Here is a 17,281-nt window from a genome sequence, read left to right on the forward strand (position 1 = left end):
CAATATTCAAGCCACGCAGAATGAGAAAGATGGATTTATTCAAAGTTCTACTCACTGGCATGCTGTTGACTAGCCCCATTCTGCATGCCGAGAAAGTTAAAATATATGCTGCAGCAAGCCTGACCAATGCGATTACTGATATTTCCAGATTATATGAGCAACAGCATCGGGACATCCAGATCGTTCCGGTTTTTGCTGCGTCTTCGGTATTGGCCAAACAAATTGCAGCGGGAGCCAGCAGTGATCTATTTTTCTCTGCAGACCTGCACTGGATGAATGATTTGATCAAGAAACAAAAAATTCAGATCGGTCAGATTCGACCTTTGCTTTTAAATGAACTGGTATTGATTAGTCCAGTTCAGCAAAAAAATCATTTTAAAATGTCAGCCAACTTTAATTTTGCTCAGGCCTTTCAAGGTTATTTATGTACCGGACAAATGGAATCGGTGCCTGCCGGGAAATATGCCCAGCAAAGCTTAATCCGGCTGGGCTGGTTGAATCCGCTTCGGGGCAGAATAGTCGGTACGGATAGCGTTCGTTCAACTCTCGCATTTGTAGAACGTGGCGAATGTCAGGTCGGCATTGTCTATAGAACCGATGCCTTGATGAGTAAAAAAGTCAGAATTTCGGGAGTATTTCCAGCCAGTACACATCGTCCGATTGTGTATCCGATTGCTTTAACCCGGCAAGGCCAGAAAAATCAGGCAGCAATCCAATTTTCTGAATTTATCCAGACGAGTCCAAGGGCCAGGCAGATTTTCCAGAAATATGGTTTTAAGCTCAAGGTTCCATAACTGATGATGCTTACACCAGAAGAATTGAATGCCTTGATGCTTTCAGCCAAAGTGGCGGGCTTTGCCACAGCAGTGTGCCTGCCATTTGCCATTACCGTGGCATGGTTGCTGGCACGTTATGAATTCAGGGCCAAATTTCTCGTAGAGGCAATATTGCAGATGCCTATGGTGCTACCGCCGGTAGTACTGGGCTATCTTCTGCTCCTGCTATTTGGTCATCAGGGTATGCTGGGGCAATATCTACATAAATGGGGAATTCAGCTGATATTTAACTGGAAAGGTGCGGTACTGGCAGCAATGATTGTGGCATTTCCTTTAATGGTTCAACCAATTCGCTTGTCTTTTCAAATGATCAACCGGCAGTTAGAACAGGTGGCAGGATCTTTGGGCGCCACACCATGGCGGGTATTCTGTAGCATTAGCCTGCCTCTGGCTTTGCCTGGAATTTTAATCGGCAGCATTTTATGTTTCAGCCGCAGTCTGGGAGAATTTGGTGCCACGATTACCTTTGTTGGCAATATTCCAGAAGAAACCCGTACCATTCCCATCGCCATTTATAGCCTGTTACAACAGCCTGATGGAGAAAGTATGGCTATGCGTTTGGTCATTTTATCTTTGATTCTGGCTTTTTCAGCCTTGATTGCAAATTACTGGATCATGCAGAAGTATCAACGTAAATTGGAGGGCTAAGATGCTGAAGTGTGATTTTCAGTTTAATTACGCAAATTTCCAGCTACAGGCCAGTCTGGATATGCAGACACAATTGATTGGTATTGTGGGAGCCTCAGGAAGTGGGAAAAGCACCTTTTTAAAAAATATTGCAGGGCTATTAAAACCATCACAAGGCTTTATTCATTTTCAGCAAAAAATATTATTTGATCATCAGCAGAAACTGAATATTCCTGTTCATCAAAGAAAAATTGCCCTGATTTTTCAGCAAGCCCTACTGTTTCCGCATCTGAATGTCATGCAGAATTTGAAATATGCAGAACAGCTAAATATAAAAAATAAAGGTCAGCAGAAATTTACGTTTGAAGACATTGTGGAGTTACTCGAATTAAAGCCACTACTTCGGCATCGGGGGCATCAGCTTTCTGGTGGACAGGCACAGCGCGTTTCTATCGGTCGTGCACTTTTATCTTCTCCCGACCTATTACTTTTGGATGAGCCTTTAAATGGACTGGATCAAAAGCTGAAAAACCAGATTTTACCTTTTCTGAAAATTGTGATTCATCAAACAGATTTACCCATGATTTATGTGACTCATCATGTAGATGAAGTGGCGTATTTACAGGCACAACTGCTGCATTTTGAAAAGGGAAAAATTATTTGATCCAGCCCTGCACCGATTTAAACCAGCAATGACTCCGGGCAGGTCATCCTATCGCTGTTTTGCTCATAATTTCTCAGAAGATATCTATTTTTCTCTCTATTTTTAAGAAAGAAAAGTCTAAATTTGAAAGTGAAATAAAAATTATTTTATATAAAAGAATAGTTTATTTTATGTTAAAAATAATCTGGCATGACCTATGCATATATCTAATTAAAGTCAAAGAAGACTCTACATTTGTATGACGGCCAATGACGTCCGTTCTGATCGTTACTGATATGCCTTGTGCATCACAGTGACTTAAATACGTTCAGTTCTGGTAAGGAAATGGCTATGTCTTCAAATACAAGTCTCAATAAAGCAACAAAAATAAGTCTATTTAACTTCAGTAGTTCAGCGATGCGGGCCTTCCATATGAGTTGGCTCGCTTTTTTTGTCTGTTTCTTTGCGTGGTTTGCCTGTGCACCGTTAATGCCAGTGATTGCCGGTGAATTCAGCCTGACCAAAGAGCAGATCGCCAATATCAATATTGCCGCAGTCGCCATTACAATTCTGGTGCGTCTGATCGTGGGGCCGTTGTGTGATAAATACGGTCCGCGTAAAACCTATACCGCCTTACTGATTATTGGCAGTATTCCGGTGTTTGGTGTGGCGTCGGCCAACAGTTATGAATCTTTCTTGTTTTTCCGTTTATTGATTGGCGCCATCGGTGCCAGCTTCGTGATTACTCAATATCATACCAGTATCATGTTTGCGCCAAATGTGGTGGGAACGGCAAATGCAACTACAGCAGGTTGGGGGAATGCCGGTGGCGGTGCGACTCAAGCCCTGATGCCTTTAATGCTGGCTGCTTTGGTGATGTTCGGTGTAGAACAGGCAATGGGATGGAGAATTGCACTTCTGGTTCCGGGTATTCTGATGATCATTGTCGGTGTACTGTACTGGAAATTCACCCAAGACTGTCCACAAGGCAATTTTAAAGAACTCCGTGCTGAAGGTATTTCTGTTGGTAGCGATAAAAAAGGCGGCCTTGCAATCTTGATGCATGCCGCACGTAACTACCGTGTGTGGATTTTGTTTGGAGCTTATGCAGCCTGTTTTGGTATTGAAATTTTCATCCATAACATTATTGCCTTGTACTTTGTCGACAACTTCCAGTTTGGCCTAAAAGAAGCAGGCATGGCTGCCGGGATTTTTGGTTTACTGGCATTGTTTGCCCGTGCCTTGGGTGGCATTGTTTCAGACAAAGTTGCGATTCAAAAAGGTCTGGATGGTCGAACCAAAGTCCTGTTTGCCTTGATCATGCTGGAAGGTCTGTTTCTTATTCTGTTTTCGCAAATGAACAGCGCGACCTTGGCTATTATGGCTATGACCATTTTTGCCTTGTTTACCCATATGGCATGTGGCGCTACCTATGCACTGGTGCCTTTTATCGACCGTGATGCCTTGGGCGGTGTGGCCGGTATTATTGGAGCAGGTGGCAATGTCGGCGCGGTGGCTGCGGGTTTCCTGTTAAAAGGCATGCTGGATATTCAAACCACTTTGATGGTACTGGGTGGCTTGGTGGTGATTGCTGCAAGTTGTGTGTTGATGATCCGTTTCTCTGTCGAGCATAAAGAAAAAGAACAGCGTTTATATGAACAGGCCGTGACTGAACGTCATCTGGCGGAAGTACAGCAATAACACAACACGCCCTGATATAAAATGAATTGACAAAAAGGATAGCAATATCCTTTTTGTTGTTTTTGCTAACGCAATAATAAAATGATGAGCTATATATTCAGGATAGGAAAATATTATTTAAAAAGTACAGAATGGTTGAATTTATCGAATAAAAGTAAAATAATTTATAGTTTATATGTTTAATTTGAGATGAAAAAATTATATATATTTTAATAATGATTTTTAAAAAAATAAATAAATTTAATAAGTGCAGATAAAATAAAAGCCATTTTAATAATGGCTTTTATGCTTATGGTGGAGGATTAATAAGTTTTATAAGGTAAAAACTTTCCGGATAATACGACGTTCACCCGATCTCCGTTTGGATTATTCTCACGTTGAATATCCATATTGAAATCAATTGCACTCATAATTCCATCACCAAATTCTTCATGGATCAGTTCTTTAATAGTCATACCATAGACGCTGACAACCTCATACCAGCGATAAATCAGAGGATCTGTCGGCACGCTAGTTGGCAGAGAACCTTTATAGGGTACGATTTGCAGCCAGGCGATGGCTTCATCAGTCAATCCAAATATTTCACCAATTTTTTCTGCCTGTTCTTTATTAAAAGCCATCTGACCCAAACATGCGGCTGTCACCCATTCTTTAGAAAGGCCTATTGTTTCAGCGACATCTGCCCATGTAATAGACTTTAAAACTTTCGCTGAAATAATCATGTCTGTCACTTGTTGACGATGGCTAATCATAATCTTCTCCAATAGCTATATTTAAAAAATGACCGCTATATATAATGCAGAGATTGTGCCAATATAATTATAAAGATTAAATTTTAAAATAATTCATATGATTTTTATTAGCCATTTAAAATATATGGCATGCTATTTGCTTTTATCTATATTAAATATGGCAACGGCGCCATGACACAATTGATCTGTTTGAATAATGCAAGGCAAAGACGCCTAGGGTTGAAATAGACCTTAGGCGTTTTTTATTTGCAAACAGGTAAGTAATTTATATAAAGGGGATAAAAATATGGCTTATCTTGCTCCTGCAGAGTTTGCAAAAAAAGTGGTCGATGCCGGTGAGGCAAAACTTCATATGGCCACGCGTGATGTTTTAATTCGTGCGTTTATGGCAGGCGCAATTCTGGCGTTGGCGGCAGTATTTGCCGTGACGATTGCGGTACAAACAGGAGTGCCACTGATTGGCGCGCTGCTATTTCCAGTCGGCTTCTGCATGTTGTATCTATTGGGCTATGACCTGCTGACCGGGGTATTTGTATTGACCCCTTTGGCTTGGCTAGATAAACGTCCTGGGGTGACGTGGGCCCGTATTTTAAAAAACTGGGGTCTGGTTTTTTTAGGTAACTTTGCTGGATGTTTGACCGTGGCAGTGTTGATGGCCGCAGTCTATACCATGGGTTTCGCAGCTGAACCGAACGCGGTCGGGGTGAAAATTGCCCATATTGGGGAAGACCGGACTTTGGGCTATGCCGAATATGGCTTTGCTGGCTGGATGACGATTTTTATCCGCGGCATGCTGTGTAACTGGATGGTGTCACTCGGTGTAATTGGTGCCATGATGTCGACCACGGTCAGTGGCAAATTCATCGCGATGTGGATGCCAATCATGCTGTTTTTCGCCATGGGCTTTGAACATTCAGTGGTGAATATGTTCCTGTTCCCATTTGCCATGATGATGGGCGGTGATTTCTCGATTACAGACTATTTCTTGTGGAATGAATTACCGGTGGCACTGGGGAATCTGGTGGGTGGTCTGGCACTGACAGGTTTGGCGCTCTATACCACGCATGTACGTACTGGCGATAAAAAAGAATTCTAATCTGAGCATGATGATTTATGTCTTGAGATTAAAGGGATCAATTCGATCCCTTTTTGAGTATTTAAAATGAATAAAAAATTAAAGATCAGTGTCGGGCAATATTCTTCCGCTGGAATCAAAGCACAGAATCAGGATTTCCATGGGGTCTATATTCCTGAAGGTCACGCGCTTAGCAGTAAGGGCATTGCCTGTGCAATAGCAGACGGGATCAGCAGCAGCAATGTCAGTCATATTGCAGCAGAAACTGCAGTCAGCAGTTTTTTATCGGATTATTACTCGACTTCGGAAGCATGGAGCACCCAAACTTCGGCAGCACGGGTCATTCGTGCGACCAATTCCTGGTTGTATGCACAAACCCAGCAAAGCCGCGGACGTTTTGATAAAGACCGGGGTTATATCTGCACCTTTAGTGCACTGATTTTGAAACAAAATAGGGCACATATCTTTCATGCAGGCGATAGCCGGATTTATCGCATTCAGACACAAGCCATTGAACAGTTGACGGCTGATCACCGCGTTTGCCTGTCATCAACAGAACATTATTTAAGTCGTGCACTGGGTGCCGACCATCGTATCGATGTCGATTATCAGCAGCTTGAATTATGTGAAGATGATTTCTTTATCTTGATGACGGATGGTGTCTATGAGTTTATTGATATGCAGCTCATATCGGAGATGCTGCAACAGCAACAACATCTGGATATCATTGCCAAGTCTATAGTCGAACTGGCCTTAAAGCGGGGTAGTGATGATAATCTCACCATTCAAATCATTAAAGTGGAACAGTTGCCTGATGAGGAATCCTTTCATATCAAGAGCCATGTTTTATTTCCGCAACAGCTGAGTCATGGCGACCTGTTTGAAGGTTATCGAATTGATAAAATCCTGCACCAAAATCATCGCAGCAGCCTCTATTTGGCGCATGATGAAGCAACACAAAATCAGCTGGTTATTAAAACCTTGTCTGTCGATGTGCAGGATGACCTGCAAGCGATGGAACAATTTCAGCTGGAAGACTGGGTATCGAAACGCTTAAAACATGAAAATCTGCTGCAATGCTATCCACATAAGGGCAGCAAGAAGTTTTTATTTCAAAGTTATGAATATTTACAAGGGGAAAGCCTAAACCGATGGCTGCACCGTCATAAAACTGCTTTAACTTTACAGCAGTTGCTTCCGATCATTGAGCAGGTGGCCAAAGCATTGAATGCCATGCACCGTCTTGAAATGCTGCACCAGGATGTACGACCAGAAAATGTCATGCTGCTCGAACCAGCCGATACCTTGAAAGTGAAACTGATTGATTATGGATCGACTGCGGTCAGAGGTCTGGTTGAACTGAATCCCAAACACGCAGATGTTCCTTTGGGAACCTTGGCCTTTATGGCACCTGAGTATTTTATTGGACGCTCACCCTCAGTAAAATCAGATCAGTTCTCGCTGGCGGTGATGAGTTATTATTTATTAACCCGACAGTTGCCTTATGGGACGGACCTCGCGCGCTGCAAGACCGAAAAGGCCTTAAAGCAGGTTCGATATCATCCTCTCTATGAGTATCGACCGGATCTGCCACATGGCTTGGACGCAATCTTTAAAAAAGCGCTTTCCATTCGCCCGGAGCAGCGCTATGAAGCACTTTCAGCCTTTATATATGATCTGAAACACCCAGATATCAAATTTAAAAAATCAGTTTCACGCCCTATGCTTGAAAAGCATCCAGTCACTTTCTGGAAATGCTGCACAGCGATTCTTTTTTTGTTATTGCTCTGGGTGTTTGCACTATATTTTAGCCAATGAAAATAATCCAAATAAGCTGTTGAACGATTTTTTTTGACTGAAGTAAAAAATCAGATGTGATTTGAGCTGAGATGTAGTCAAAATATCTATTTATTCTTATTGCAGATTTTTCTATTTTTACGATGATTGACTCTGTTTTTTCGAAGATTATCCCTATAAAATAGAAAGTGCAGTTAAAATCTAAGTAAGCATAAAAACATTGGAATAATAATTGCTTATTTTTAATACCATTAGAATAAAAAGGCAGATGAGACATGAAAATTCAATTTTTTAAGCTGATTTTAATCTTGAGCAGCAGCATGGTGATGAGCCAAACCAGTCTCGCCGGAGATGGTGGCTTGCGTTTTGCTGAGAAAAATCAGGAAATAGCGGCACAAATTCAGGCCAAGAAAAAAACGGCAGAAATACAAGCGCAGTCCCTACAAGCAAAAGCCTCTACAGAAACGAAATAGTAAAATAGCACTCATCCAAGAAGGTGAGCTGTTCAGATTAGATCAGATGTATAAGATGTGGTGATGCGAAAAACTAGTCCATAACTTTTTAATACTGAAAAAAAACTCCCCATCTATTTTAAGAATGGGGAGTTTTTTATTTTGCATCTCAGGGAAAATTACTGAATTTGTTCCTCATCCTGTCTTTCCTGACGCAGCTGATCACGTTGTCTCTGTGGATCATGAAGGCCTAATTGACCTCGCTGGATCTCACGATCCTGTTTTTCTTGAGGATCAAGTTGTTCTTCAGTGAGTTCTTCATCATTTCGATCGATTGGATTCGACATAGTCTTTCATCCTCTAAAATACTTTCTAATTTTTATTGTATGAGTGCAGCAAAATTATTCTGTAACTTTTATACTTGAGTTAGTTTTCGATCTTGTTGCTGCTGTAAGTTTAAACGATATTTAATGGGTTATTTTAATGATGTTTAAGTTAACCAAGAAAACTAAATTAATAAAAATTGAGGGAATAGAAATTTAAACCTATTAATCCAATAGGTGAATATATCTCATTATTCTGGTTTTAAAATGAGAAAAACTAAATAGAATAAGAGAAATGGGTTATGCTTAAGACAGATCAAGTGTCATCCGTCTTTTGAATTTCCGGTATTTTCCATGATAGAACTCCGCCATTTAAGAACCCTGACTGCTCTGCGGGAGCATGGCTCCCTGGTTGCAGCCGCAAGTGATTTATGTTTAACACCATCGGCCTTGTCACATCAGCTACGTGAACTCGACCAATGGTTCGGGGTTGAAGTAGTCAATCGGCGTAGTCGCCCTGTGAGCTTTTCTAATGTTGGAGAACGGTTGCTAAACCTGGCAGATGAAATATTACCGCAAGTTCAAATTGCACAGAGTGATATCAGCCGTATTGTGCATGGCCAGACCGGGCGAATTGTTTTTTCTTCTGAATGTCATAGCTGTTTTGACTGGCTAATGCCGCTACTCAATCAATACCGGATGCAATATCCGGATGTAGATCTGGACTTTGCTTCAGGTTTTGAATCGAATCCGCATGAATTATTGCAAACTGGAGAGTTTGATCTACTGATTACGGCTGATCCGATTGCGCTTAAAGGCATTGAATATTTTCCGATTTTTGAATATGAATCACGCTTGGTTTTATCCAATACCCATCCACTGGTACGTGCGAAAGAGATTACTGTTCAGGAACTTGCTGAAGAAACGCTAGTGACTTATCCGGTGGATAAACACCGTTTGGACATTATGTCGCGCTTGTTTATTCCCGCTAATATTCTACCAAAAGCCATTCGCACCACCGACTTGACTCAAATGCTGATTCAGTTGGTGGCAAGTGGTCGCGGGATTGGTGCATTACCTGATTGGGTGGTCAATGAATATGAGCAGAAAGGCTGGGTGACATCACGCCGTTTAGACTGTGTGGCGCCTGAAGGCTTACGTCGAACTTTATACGCCGGCTATCGCACAGAAGAAAAACAGAAAGATTATTTTGAAGGCTTCTTGAAACAGCTGGATCGGTTTTCCAAGAAAAGACAGGTCTATTACAGCTAATTTGCGAATAGTTAAATATATTTAGTCCATTATTTTTAAAAATTCTGCATCGTCAGGATTTTTAAAAATTGATTGTTTTTCTCTCAAGGATTTCAATTTTTCTATAAGGTGATGAGGTTAATCTTGTCTACTTTAAATCAGAAAATATACAACTTCGGCCAACTTTCGAAATTAAAGAACTGGTTTGGTCGATTATAAATTTTTCTACTTATCACATTTTGCCAAGTGGAAATACATCTGTACAGAATTAAATTACATATTATTAAATATCAGTTACTTAAAAATTAAGTTCTTGGAACTTGTGAGGATGTGGTTTTGATCTTGCAAGTTGATTTTTAATAAAAAGATTAAATAAAATGAAAAAACATACGCTGATCAGTCAATTTTTTGGCAGAAAATAACTCCTGAAAATAACAATGTTGATCTATGCTACAGCATAATTTTTAAACTGATTTCCTCTCATAAAACGGAATCACTTATACAGGACTGTATAAAATCGCCATGCACATGACAAAAATTCCTCTCAAGAAAAGCTCGCTGAGCCTCATGATTCTGTCGATTGTCTCAGGTCATCTTTATGCTGAAACTGCCGTAGAACCGGACAATGTTCAACAGCTGAATACTATTGTGATCAGCGCTGAGCAAAATGCCAATCCGCAGCAGCAATATCAGAAAGAGCTGGCTCAGGTTTCAGGAGGAACGAATTTCATTGGTGAGCAGCAATTAGAACAGCAGCGACTTGCAACCACAGCCGATGTGTTCCGTTTACAGCCAGGAATTTATGCCCAGTCTGCAGGGAATGAAGGTGCAAAAATATCGATCCGTGGCTCAGGAATCAACCGGACTTCAGGTGCACACGCATCCGGTACGCACGTCCTGATTGATGATATTCCATTTACCGGACCGGGTGGTACAGCGTATGAACTGCTAGAACCCTGGTGGATTGATCATGTCGGCGTCTATCGCGGAGCCAATGGCTTTAAACAGGGTGGACTGGCCTTAGGTGGAACAATCAACTATAAATCCAAGACTGGCGCTGATCAGGATGGCTCTGAACTCAAATATGAAATGGGCAGTCATGGTTATCAGAAATATCAGTTTAGTACCGGCCGAAAGCTGGATCAGATGGATTATTATTTGGCGCTGACGGGTACCCAGTTCGATGGGATTCAGGATCATGCTGAAGGCGATGGCAAAGGTCTGGCTTTTAATTTGGGCTATCAAATTAGTCCGGATATCGAAACCCGTTTTTATGCCCGTTACCGTGAGAGCAAGCATTTAACTCCAGGTCGTATTACGCAAGAACAGCTCAAAAATGATCCTGAAGCAGCGAATAGCTTTAATTTAGCGGTAGATGCCAAACGGATTCAGCCAGGCAGTACCTGGTTGGCCAATACTACGACCTGGAATTTACAGGATGATGCTAAACTGACCGGCAGTCTGGCTTATCATCATTATCCGCTGGATTTACGTGAAAGCAGTTATCGTACTAATGTCGATTATGAAGATATTACAGCGCGCTTCCAGTATGAAAGGCCTTATCAGTTTCTAGGTCTGGAGCATCAGGGGCGTATTGCCTTGCGTAGCACCACTCATCGCCCGGACAGTGGGGTTACTGAAACTTTAAGATTTAATACAGAAATTGGTAATCAAACGTATCCGGTAGACACAGTTACCCGCCGCTATACCTATCGTGGTTCAGACAACGTGCTGCAATTTGATCAGGAAACTACATTAAATGATCAGTTCAAATTAGATCTGGGATTGGCAGCTGTGTATACCCATCGGGAAAGTGAAGTTACTTATGCAAATATTCTTCCCGACCCAGATTCAGGTCCTGAGGTAGATCCTAAAGTCAGTCGTTATGAATGGAATTTTGCACCACGACTTGGGTTGACCTATCAGCCGAATGACTCTGTGCAATGGTTTGCCAATTTAAGCCGCAGTATTGAGCCGGCACATCCTTGGGCGATGGCATGGTCTTCACCTTATTATTATCCTAAAGACAATGGAGCTGCATCAAATCGAGTGCGTGCGCCAATCTATTTGGACACGCAAACCGCCAATAGCTTTGAACTGGGCGGACGTGGACAATCGGGCTTTGGAGACTGGGCACTGAGCTACTATTATTCTAAAGTAAAAAATGAACTGTTAACCTCTGAAATGATTAAGGATTATGGAGATACTGTTGATCCCAATACACCAAAGGAAAGAATCGGTGTAGAAGAAAATGCGACGCCAACGATTCATCAAGGGGTGGAGCTAAGCCTGGATACGCCATTGCATGAATCCCGATATGGCGAGCTGCGTCTGCAACAGGCTTATACGCTTAGCGATTTCCAGTATAAAAATGATCCATTGTTTGGCAAGAACCAGTTGCCAGGAATCCCTAAACATCTGTATCAGGCTCAACTGAGTTATGCTTTGAATAATGGCCTCTATATTGGTCTGAATACTGAATATGCATCCAAAATGGCGCATGATTATGCCAATAGCCGTTTCAGTGACGACTATCAGATTTGGGGCATTGACTTAGGTTATGCACCAGAACATCAATCATGGAAAATCTGGATCAACTTTAAAAATATCACCGATGAGAAATATGCTGCGGTCGTGATTCCAGGCCTTAACGACGGTGGGAAAGATGAAGCTCGTTCTTCGCCGGGTGAAGGTTTTTCTACTTATGCCGGTGTGTCATTTAAATTTTAATTATTTAAAAATTAAAAAAAGAGCGGGATATTTCCCGCTCTTTATATTTATCGATAGAAAGGATTTATCAGGTTTCTAATATTCCTGTAATACCTGTCACGATCATATCGATGGCAATGGTACCGATTAAAAGCGCTGCAACACGACCTACAATATCGACATACAGGTCAATATAGTTTGAATACTTGTGCTGTAAATGATCATGCAGGTATTTCATCAGGATCAGCAGACTACAAGTCAGAAACAGGGTAAAGAAAATCACCAGAATGGTTTGCATTAAACTGAGCTGTATACCGGTGATCACAGATGCCGAAATGGTGCCCGGACCAATCATAAACGGCATGGCAATCGTGCCCGCCAGATGACTGGGCGCTCCACGCATCACGCCAATCGTATCAGCACCTTCAAAGACATAACGATAGCCAATCACCAAAAAGATAATACCGCCAAAAATCTGGAAGGACTCAAACCGTACATGCAAGAATTCATTAAAGAAGGCTTCACCGGTTTTTGCAAAAATGATGAACACAATAAAGCTGATCAGACTGCCCTGAATCAATGCCATGTTGAATATTCTTGCGTCGGAATTACGGATAATTCCGAGCATATAAATACTCATCAGAAAAGGATTGAGCAGGGAGAAAAACAGGGCAAATGCATTCAAACTTTCTGACATTATTGATTCCTTCCGTAGTTGAGAGATCCTAGATTTCACGATCCGGGAACAGCGGACGTTTACCTGGGCTGATCCGGTTAATATGCAGATACATCATATGGCGTTCATATTTATCCAGGATGTCATTGATCACCTGTTCCTTACTATAACCGACCAGATCGTTGCCCTGAGAGCCTTCAAACAGATAACTTTCCAGACGATAGTAATAACGTTTGGTTCGTTTACCACGTGAACTGAAATTTGGCGTGTCATAGCGTACCGGCCATATTTCATAGACAAAGTTTTCTTCTTCATCGAGCTGAATGGTCAGATCTAGGTGATACAGTTCAGGTTCTTCCTCAAGTGATTTTTCCTGAATATTGACTTGAATGCCTTTATCAATTAACTCGGTTGCAACCGCCTCGATGGCCGGCTTGCAGACATTGTCCAGCATGGTCCGGGTCTGGGACAGGCTTGGATGCAGCATGACCCGGCTTAGACGCTTCTTCCAGTTCAATATATCCACATTGCCGACCACAGGTGCCGCATTCAGACTGGTACTGGCCTGTCGAAAATCCTCCAGACGTAAGGACTTATATAGTCCCGCCATCACAAAGAAAATGACGAAACTAAAAGGCAGGCCCATAATAATCGTGGTGTTCTGTAATGCTGTTACGCCATTGGCCATGAGCATTGCCAAAGTTAGCAAACCGATGGCAATGGCCCAGAACACACTCAGCCAGCGCGGTGAATCATGCTCAATATTAGTGAATTTGGTGGTGAAATTTCCCAATACCAATGCCCCTGAATCCGCTGAGGTCACATAGAACAGCAAGCCGGTAATGGTGGCGACACCTGCAGTAAACATAAAGCCTGGATACTGCGCCAGCAGATCATAAAAACCATGTGCCGGATTTTCTAAAACTGTCGTAGCAAGTTGAGTATTACCATCAAAAATCACGCTATATAAAGCACTGTTACCGAAAATAGACAACCAGGTCAGGGTAAATAACAGAGGAATAACCAAAGTCCCGGTGACAAATTCACGAATGGTACGACCACGGGAAATACGGGCCAGAAACAGACCGACAAAAGGTGACCAGGCGATCCACCATGCCCAGAAGAACAGGGTCCAGCTATTCATCCATTCTTTCGGTTGTTCAAAAGGGAAACTGGTTAAAGAAAGTTTCGGGAACTGGCTGATATAGTCACCAAAATTCTGAATCAAGGCAGCTAATAAAAACTCGGTATTGCCTACAAACAGAATGAATAGCAGCAGCCCAATTGATACATAGATATTAATTTCAGACAGGATCCGGATGCCTTTATTGACACCGGCAGTGACTGAAATAATAGTAATAATCACAGCAACAGCGATGAGTGCAGCTTGAATCCAGATATTTTCCGGTAAATCAAACAGCACATGCAGGCCATAATTTAATTGCACAACGCCAATCCCGCAGGTGGTGGCAATACCAAAAATCGTGCCGAGTACTGCAGCCGTATCCACAGTATGGCCGATCGGACCATTAATTCTTTTTCCAAAGATCGGATAAAGTGCCGATCGGATGGTGAGCGGTAAATTGTAGCGATAACTGAAATAACCCAGGGCGACCCCAATCAGCGCGTACATACTCCAGCCGGTTAAACCGTAGTGAAATAGGGTCCACACCATGGACTGGCGCGCAGCTTCAAAGGTTTCGCCTTCGCCTACAGGCGGATTCATATAATGGGAAAGTGGTTCCGCCACCGAGAAAAACATCAGGTCAATCCCGATTCCGGCAGAAAATAGCATCGCCGACCAACTCAGCAGGCTAAATTCTGGCTTGGAATGTTTGGGGCCTAATTTAATCTCGCCATAACGGGAACAGGCGATAAAAATGATAAAAACCAGATACAGCGTTGCCGCCAGCAGGTAATACCAGCTAAAGGTACGACTGACCCAGTTTAAAATATTAATAATGACTTGATTAGCTTGTTCATTAAATAAAATGGTGATGATAGAAAACAGCAGAATAAGTGTCGCCGAAAAATAAAAAACTACTTTATTCAGACCATCTTGCATATCTTCTTTTTTCTTTTGCATAAATTCATGACCATCGTTTTGTTGCCGGATGATCTACAGTGCAGTGTGATTTAAAAGCAAAAGCCTGCGGTAAAGCTTCCTTGTTTTCGTTAATTACAAACTTTTGCAAATCCAAAACAAACTGCGCTGTACATCAAGGGTGAGCTGGCACTATAATTTTTATTAATTGAACGTTCAATTAAAAAAGCGTTTATGAATTGTTACATCATTCAGCTATTTGCTCTAGCAGAGTGATTTTTTATTGCTACATCCGTTATTCAGGTTAGTCCTATGCCCAAAGTTGGTATGCAACCGATCCGTCGTCAGCAACTGATCGATGCCACCTTAGCTGCAGTGAATGAGCTAGGTTTTGCAGAAGCTTCAATTAGTCAGATTGCTCAGAGGGCAGGTGTCTCAACCGGCATCATAAGTCATTATTTTCGAGGTAAAAATGGCTTGATTGAAGCCACAATGCGTTACTTATTGCAGCAGTTGGGTAAATCTGTTGCAGAAATGCAGTCCAAAGTCGATGGCGAACCTGAACAACGTTTACTGGCAATTGTGCGTGGCAACTTTGCTGCACCACAAACAGATAAAGCTGCGATGAAAGTATGGCTGGCGTTCTGGGCTAGCAGTTTGCACCAACCTGAATTACATCGTTTACAGCAGATTAATCATTACCGTTTACATTCCAACCTTAAATATGAATTCATGAAAAAGTTGAGTAAAGACCAGGCAGAGAAAGCTGCTCAAGGTTTGGCAGCATTGATTGACGGATTCTGGTTAAGAGGTGCTTTGGTAAATGGCGAAATTGACCCAGAACTGCCGATTGAACTGTGTAGTGAATATATCCGGCAACAACTCAAATAACCCACCTGCGAGGAAATTCCATTGACAACATTCAAACTGCAACGTCCTTATATTCATGGACAATATGTCGATGCAACATCCAATAGCACGTTTCAAACGATTAATCCTGCAACTGGAGAAATTCTGGCAGACGTGCAGGTATGTACGCGAGATGATATCGATCGCGCTGTTGAATCGGCACAGCAAGGACAAAAAGTCTGGGCAGAAATGACGGCGATTCAACGTTCCCGTATTTTGAACAAGGCTGTCGCTATTCTTCGTGAACGTAATGACGAGCTGGCACGTTTAGAAAGTCTCGACAGTGGTAAAGCTTTCAGTGAAACATCCACCGTCGATATTGCGACAGGCGCAGATGTACTCGAATACTATGCAGGTATTTTGCCAGCATTAGAAGGCCAGCAAATCCCGCTCAGAAGCAGTTCGTTTGTCTATACCCGCCGTGAACCTTTGGGTGTGGTTGCTGGGATTGGTGCGTGGAATTATCCGATTCAAATTGCCTTATGGAAATCTGCACCTGCACTGGCAGCGGGCAATGCCATGATCTTTAAAGCCAGTGAAATAACGCCTTTAACTGCGCTAAAACTGGCAGAAATTTATACTGAAGCCGGTGTGCCGCATGGTGTATTTAATGTGGTAACCGGTAGTGGTGAAATTGGTGGCTATCTGACTTCACATCCGGACATAGCCAAAGTTTCATTTACCGGTGGTGTCGCGACCGGCAAAAAAGTCATGGCCCAAGCTGCGAATTCCAGCCTGAAAGAAGTGACTATGGAGCTGGGTGGAAAATCCCCGCTAATTATCTGTGAAGATGCCGATCTGGATCTGGCAGCAGATATAGCCATGATGGCCAACTTCTACAGTTCCGGTCAGGTCTGTACCAATGGTACCCGCGTATTTGTACCTTTAGCCTTGAAAGCCGAATTTGAAGAAAAGATTCTGCAGCGTATTCCTTATATCCGGATGGGGGATCCACTTGATCCTGAAACCAATTTTGGTCCAGTGTCCAGCTTCTCTCATATGGAAAAAGTGTTGGGCTATATTGAAAAGGGCAAGAACGAAGGTGCACGCTTATTGTGTGGTGGCGGCCGTGCTGAAGATGAGCAGTTTGCTCAAGGCGCTTATGTGCTACCAACGGTATTTACTGATTGCCGTGACGACATGACCATTGTCCGTGACGAAATCTTTGGTCCAGTCATGAGTATTCTGAGTTATGACTCAGAAGAAGAGGCGATTCGTCGTGCCAATGACACCGAGTATGGTTTGGCAGCTGGTGTCGTGACACCAAATCTGGCACGTGCGCACCGTATTATTCATCAAATCGAAGCCGGCATTTGCTGGATTAATACCTGGGGCGAATCACCGGCAGAAATGCCAGTGGGTGGTTATAAACATTCGGGTGTCGGTCGCGAGAATGGTATTGTCACGCTACAGCAATATACCCAGACCAAGTCAGTGCAAGTTGAACTTAGTCCTTTCCAGTCTGTATTTAGCGCATAAGGGAGGA

Annotated in this window: 15 protein-coding genes; 11 read left to right on the forward strand and 4 right to left on the reverse strand. The window is 42.5% G+C overall.

The window, feature by feature from the left end; all coding sequences use genetic code 11:
- Positions 1 to 29: 29 nt before the first annotated feature.
- The 4 genes from modA (at position 30) to FTT73_RS03320 (ending at position 3,807) form a co-directional block, all read left to right on the forward strand.
- The gene (gene modA, locus FTT73_RS03305; protein ID WP_180191008.1) at positions 30 to 794 is read left to right on the forward strand and encodes a molybdate ABC transporter substrate-binding protein; all 765 of its coding nucleotides are present in this window, start codon (positions 30 to 32) and stop codon (positions 792 to 794) included.
- Positions 795 to 800: 6 nt separating this feature from the next.
- Positions 801 to 1,484, forward strand: coding sequence for a molybdate ABC transporter permease subunit (gene modB, locus FTT73_RS03310; RefSeq protein ID WP_034609008.1), 684 nt, complete (start codon positions 801 to 803; stop codon positions 1,482 to 1,484).
- Between the two features lies 1 nt (position 1,485).
- Positions 1,486 to 2,127: an ATP-binding cassette domain-containing protein gene (locus FTT73_RS03315; RefSeq protein ID WP_180191009.1), complete on the forward strand. Its 642-nt coding sequence runs from the start codon at positions 1,486 to 1,488 to the stop codon at positions 2,125 to 2,127.
- Positions 2,128 to 2,457: 330 nt separating this feature from the next.
- A complete protein-coding gene (locus FTT73_RS03320) occupies positions 2,458 to 3,807 on the forward strand; it encodes an MFS transporter (RefSeq protein WP_005170866.1) in 1,350 nt (449 codons plus the stop codon).
- 302 nt (positions 3,808 to 4,109) lie between these two features.
- On the opposite strand, the gene cynS is transcribed toward FTT73_RS03320, so the two are convergent.
- The gene (gene cynS, locus FTT73_RS03325; protein ID WP_004646988.1) at positions 4,110 to 4,559 is read right to left on the reverse strand and encodes a cyanase; all 450 of its coding nucleotides are present in this window, start codon (positions 4,557 to 4,559) and stop codon (positions 4,110 to 4,112) included.
- A 286-nt stretch (positions 4,560 to 4,845) separates the two neighbouring features.
- Here cynS and FTT73_RS03330 point away from each other — a divergent pair, with 286 nt between their 5' ends.
- The 3 genes from FTT73_RS03330 (at position 4,846) to FTT73_RS03345 (ending at position 7,904) form a co-directional block, all read left to right on the forward strand.
- On the forward strand, positions 4,846 to 5,655 hold the full coding sequence (locus tag FTT73_RS03330) for a formate/nitrite transporter family protein (protein WP_004280337.1): 810 nt from the start codon (positions 4,846 to 4,848) through the stop codon (positions 5,653 to 5,655).
- A 66-nt stretch (positions 5,656 to 5,721) separates the two neighbouring features.
- Entirely contained in the window at positions 5,722 to 7,452 is a 1,731-nt protein-coding gene (locus FTT73_RS03335) for a bifunctional protein-serine/threonine kinase/phosphatase (RefSeq protein WP_180191010.1), read from the forward strand.
- Positions 7,453 to 7,706: 254 nt separating this feature from the next.
- The gene (locus FTT73_RS03345) at positions 7,707 to 7,904 is read left to right on the forward strand and encodes a hypothetical protein (protein WP_004646985.1); all 198 of its coding nucleotides are present in this window, start codon (positions 7,707 to 7,709) and stop codon (positions 7,902 to 7,904) included.
- 158 nt (positions 7,905 to 8,062) lie between these two features.
- On the opposite strand, the gene FTT73_RS03350 is transcribed toward FTT73_RS03345, so the two are convergent.
- Complete coding sequence (locus FTT73_RS03350) at positions 8,063 to 8,230, reverse strand: hypothetical protein (protein WP_004280333.1); 168 nt, start codon at positions 8,228 to 8,230, stop codon at positions 8,063 to 8,065.
- 330 nt (positions 8,231 to 8,560) lie between these two features.
- On the opposite strand from FTT73_RS03350, the gene FTT73_RS03355 reads away from it, so the two are divergent.
- Both FTT73_RS03355 and FTT73_RS03360 read left to right on the forward strand, forming a co-directional pair.
- Positions 8,561 to 9,478 carry a LysR family transcriptional regulator gene (locus FTT73_RS03355; protein ID WP_005096924.1) on the forward strand — a complete coding sequence of 306 codons (918 nt, stop codon included), beginning with the start codon at positions 8,561 to 8,563 and terminating at the stop codon, positions 9,476 to 9,478.
- A gap of 501 nt (positions 9,479 to 9,979) precedes the next feature.
- On the forward strand, positions 9,980 to 12,187 hold the full coding sequence (locus tag FTT73_RS03360; protein WP_180191011.1) for a TonB-dependent receptor domain-containing protein: 2,208 nt from the start codon (positions 9,980 to 9,982) through the stop codon (positions 12,185 to 12,187).
- A 67-nt stretch (positions 12,188 to 12,254) separates the two neighbouring features.
- Here FTT73_RS03360 and FTT73_RS03365 read toward each other — a convergent pair whose 3' ends face one another.
- Positions 12,255 to 12,863: a MarC family protein gene (locus FTT73_RS03365; protein ID WP_005096921.1), complete on the reverse strand. Its 609-nt coding sequence runs from the start codon at positions 12,861 to 12,863 to the stop codon at positions 12,255 to 12,257.
- 28 nt (positions 12,864 to 12,891) lie between these two features.
- Positions 12,892 to 14,928, reverse strand: coding sequence for a choline transporter (locus FTT73_RS03370; RefSeq protein WP_005096920.1), 2,037 nt, complete (start codon positions 14,926 to 14,928; stop codon positions 12,892 to 12,894).
- 270 nt (positions 14,929 to 15,198) lie between these two features.
- On the opposite strand from FTT73_RS03370, the gene betI reads away from it, so the two are divergent.
- The gene (betI, locus tag FTT73_RS03375) at positions 15,199 to 15,777 is read left to right on the forward strand and encodes a transcriptional regulator BetI (protein WP_005096918.1); all 579 of its coding nucleotides are present in this window, start codon (positions 15,199 to 15,201) and stop codon (positions 15,775 to 15,777) included.
- A gap of 21 nt (positions 15,778 to 15,798) precedes the next feature.
- Positions 15,799 to 17,274, forward strand: a complete 1,476-nt coding sequence (betB, locus tag FTT73_RS03380) for a betaine-aldehyde dehydrogenase (RefSeq protein ID WP_180191012.1) — start codon at positions 15,799 to 15,801, stop codon at positions 17,272 to 17,274.
- The last annotated feature ends 7 nt before the right edge of the window (positions 17,275 to 17,281 follow it).

The sequence above is a fragment of the Acinetobacter sp. YH01006 genome, from assembly GCF_013420445.1.
In the GTDB taxonomy this organism is placed as follows: Bacteria; Pseudomonadota; Gammaproteobacteria; order Pseudomonadales; family Moraxellaceae; genus Acinetobacter; species Acinetobacter pseudolwoffii.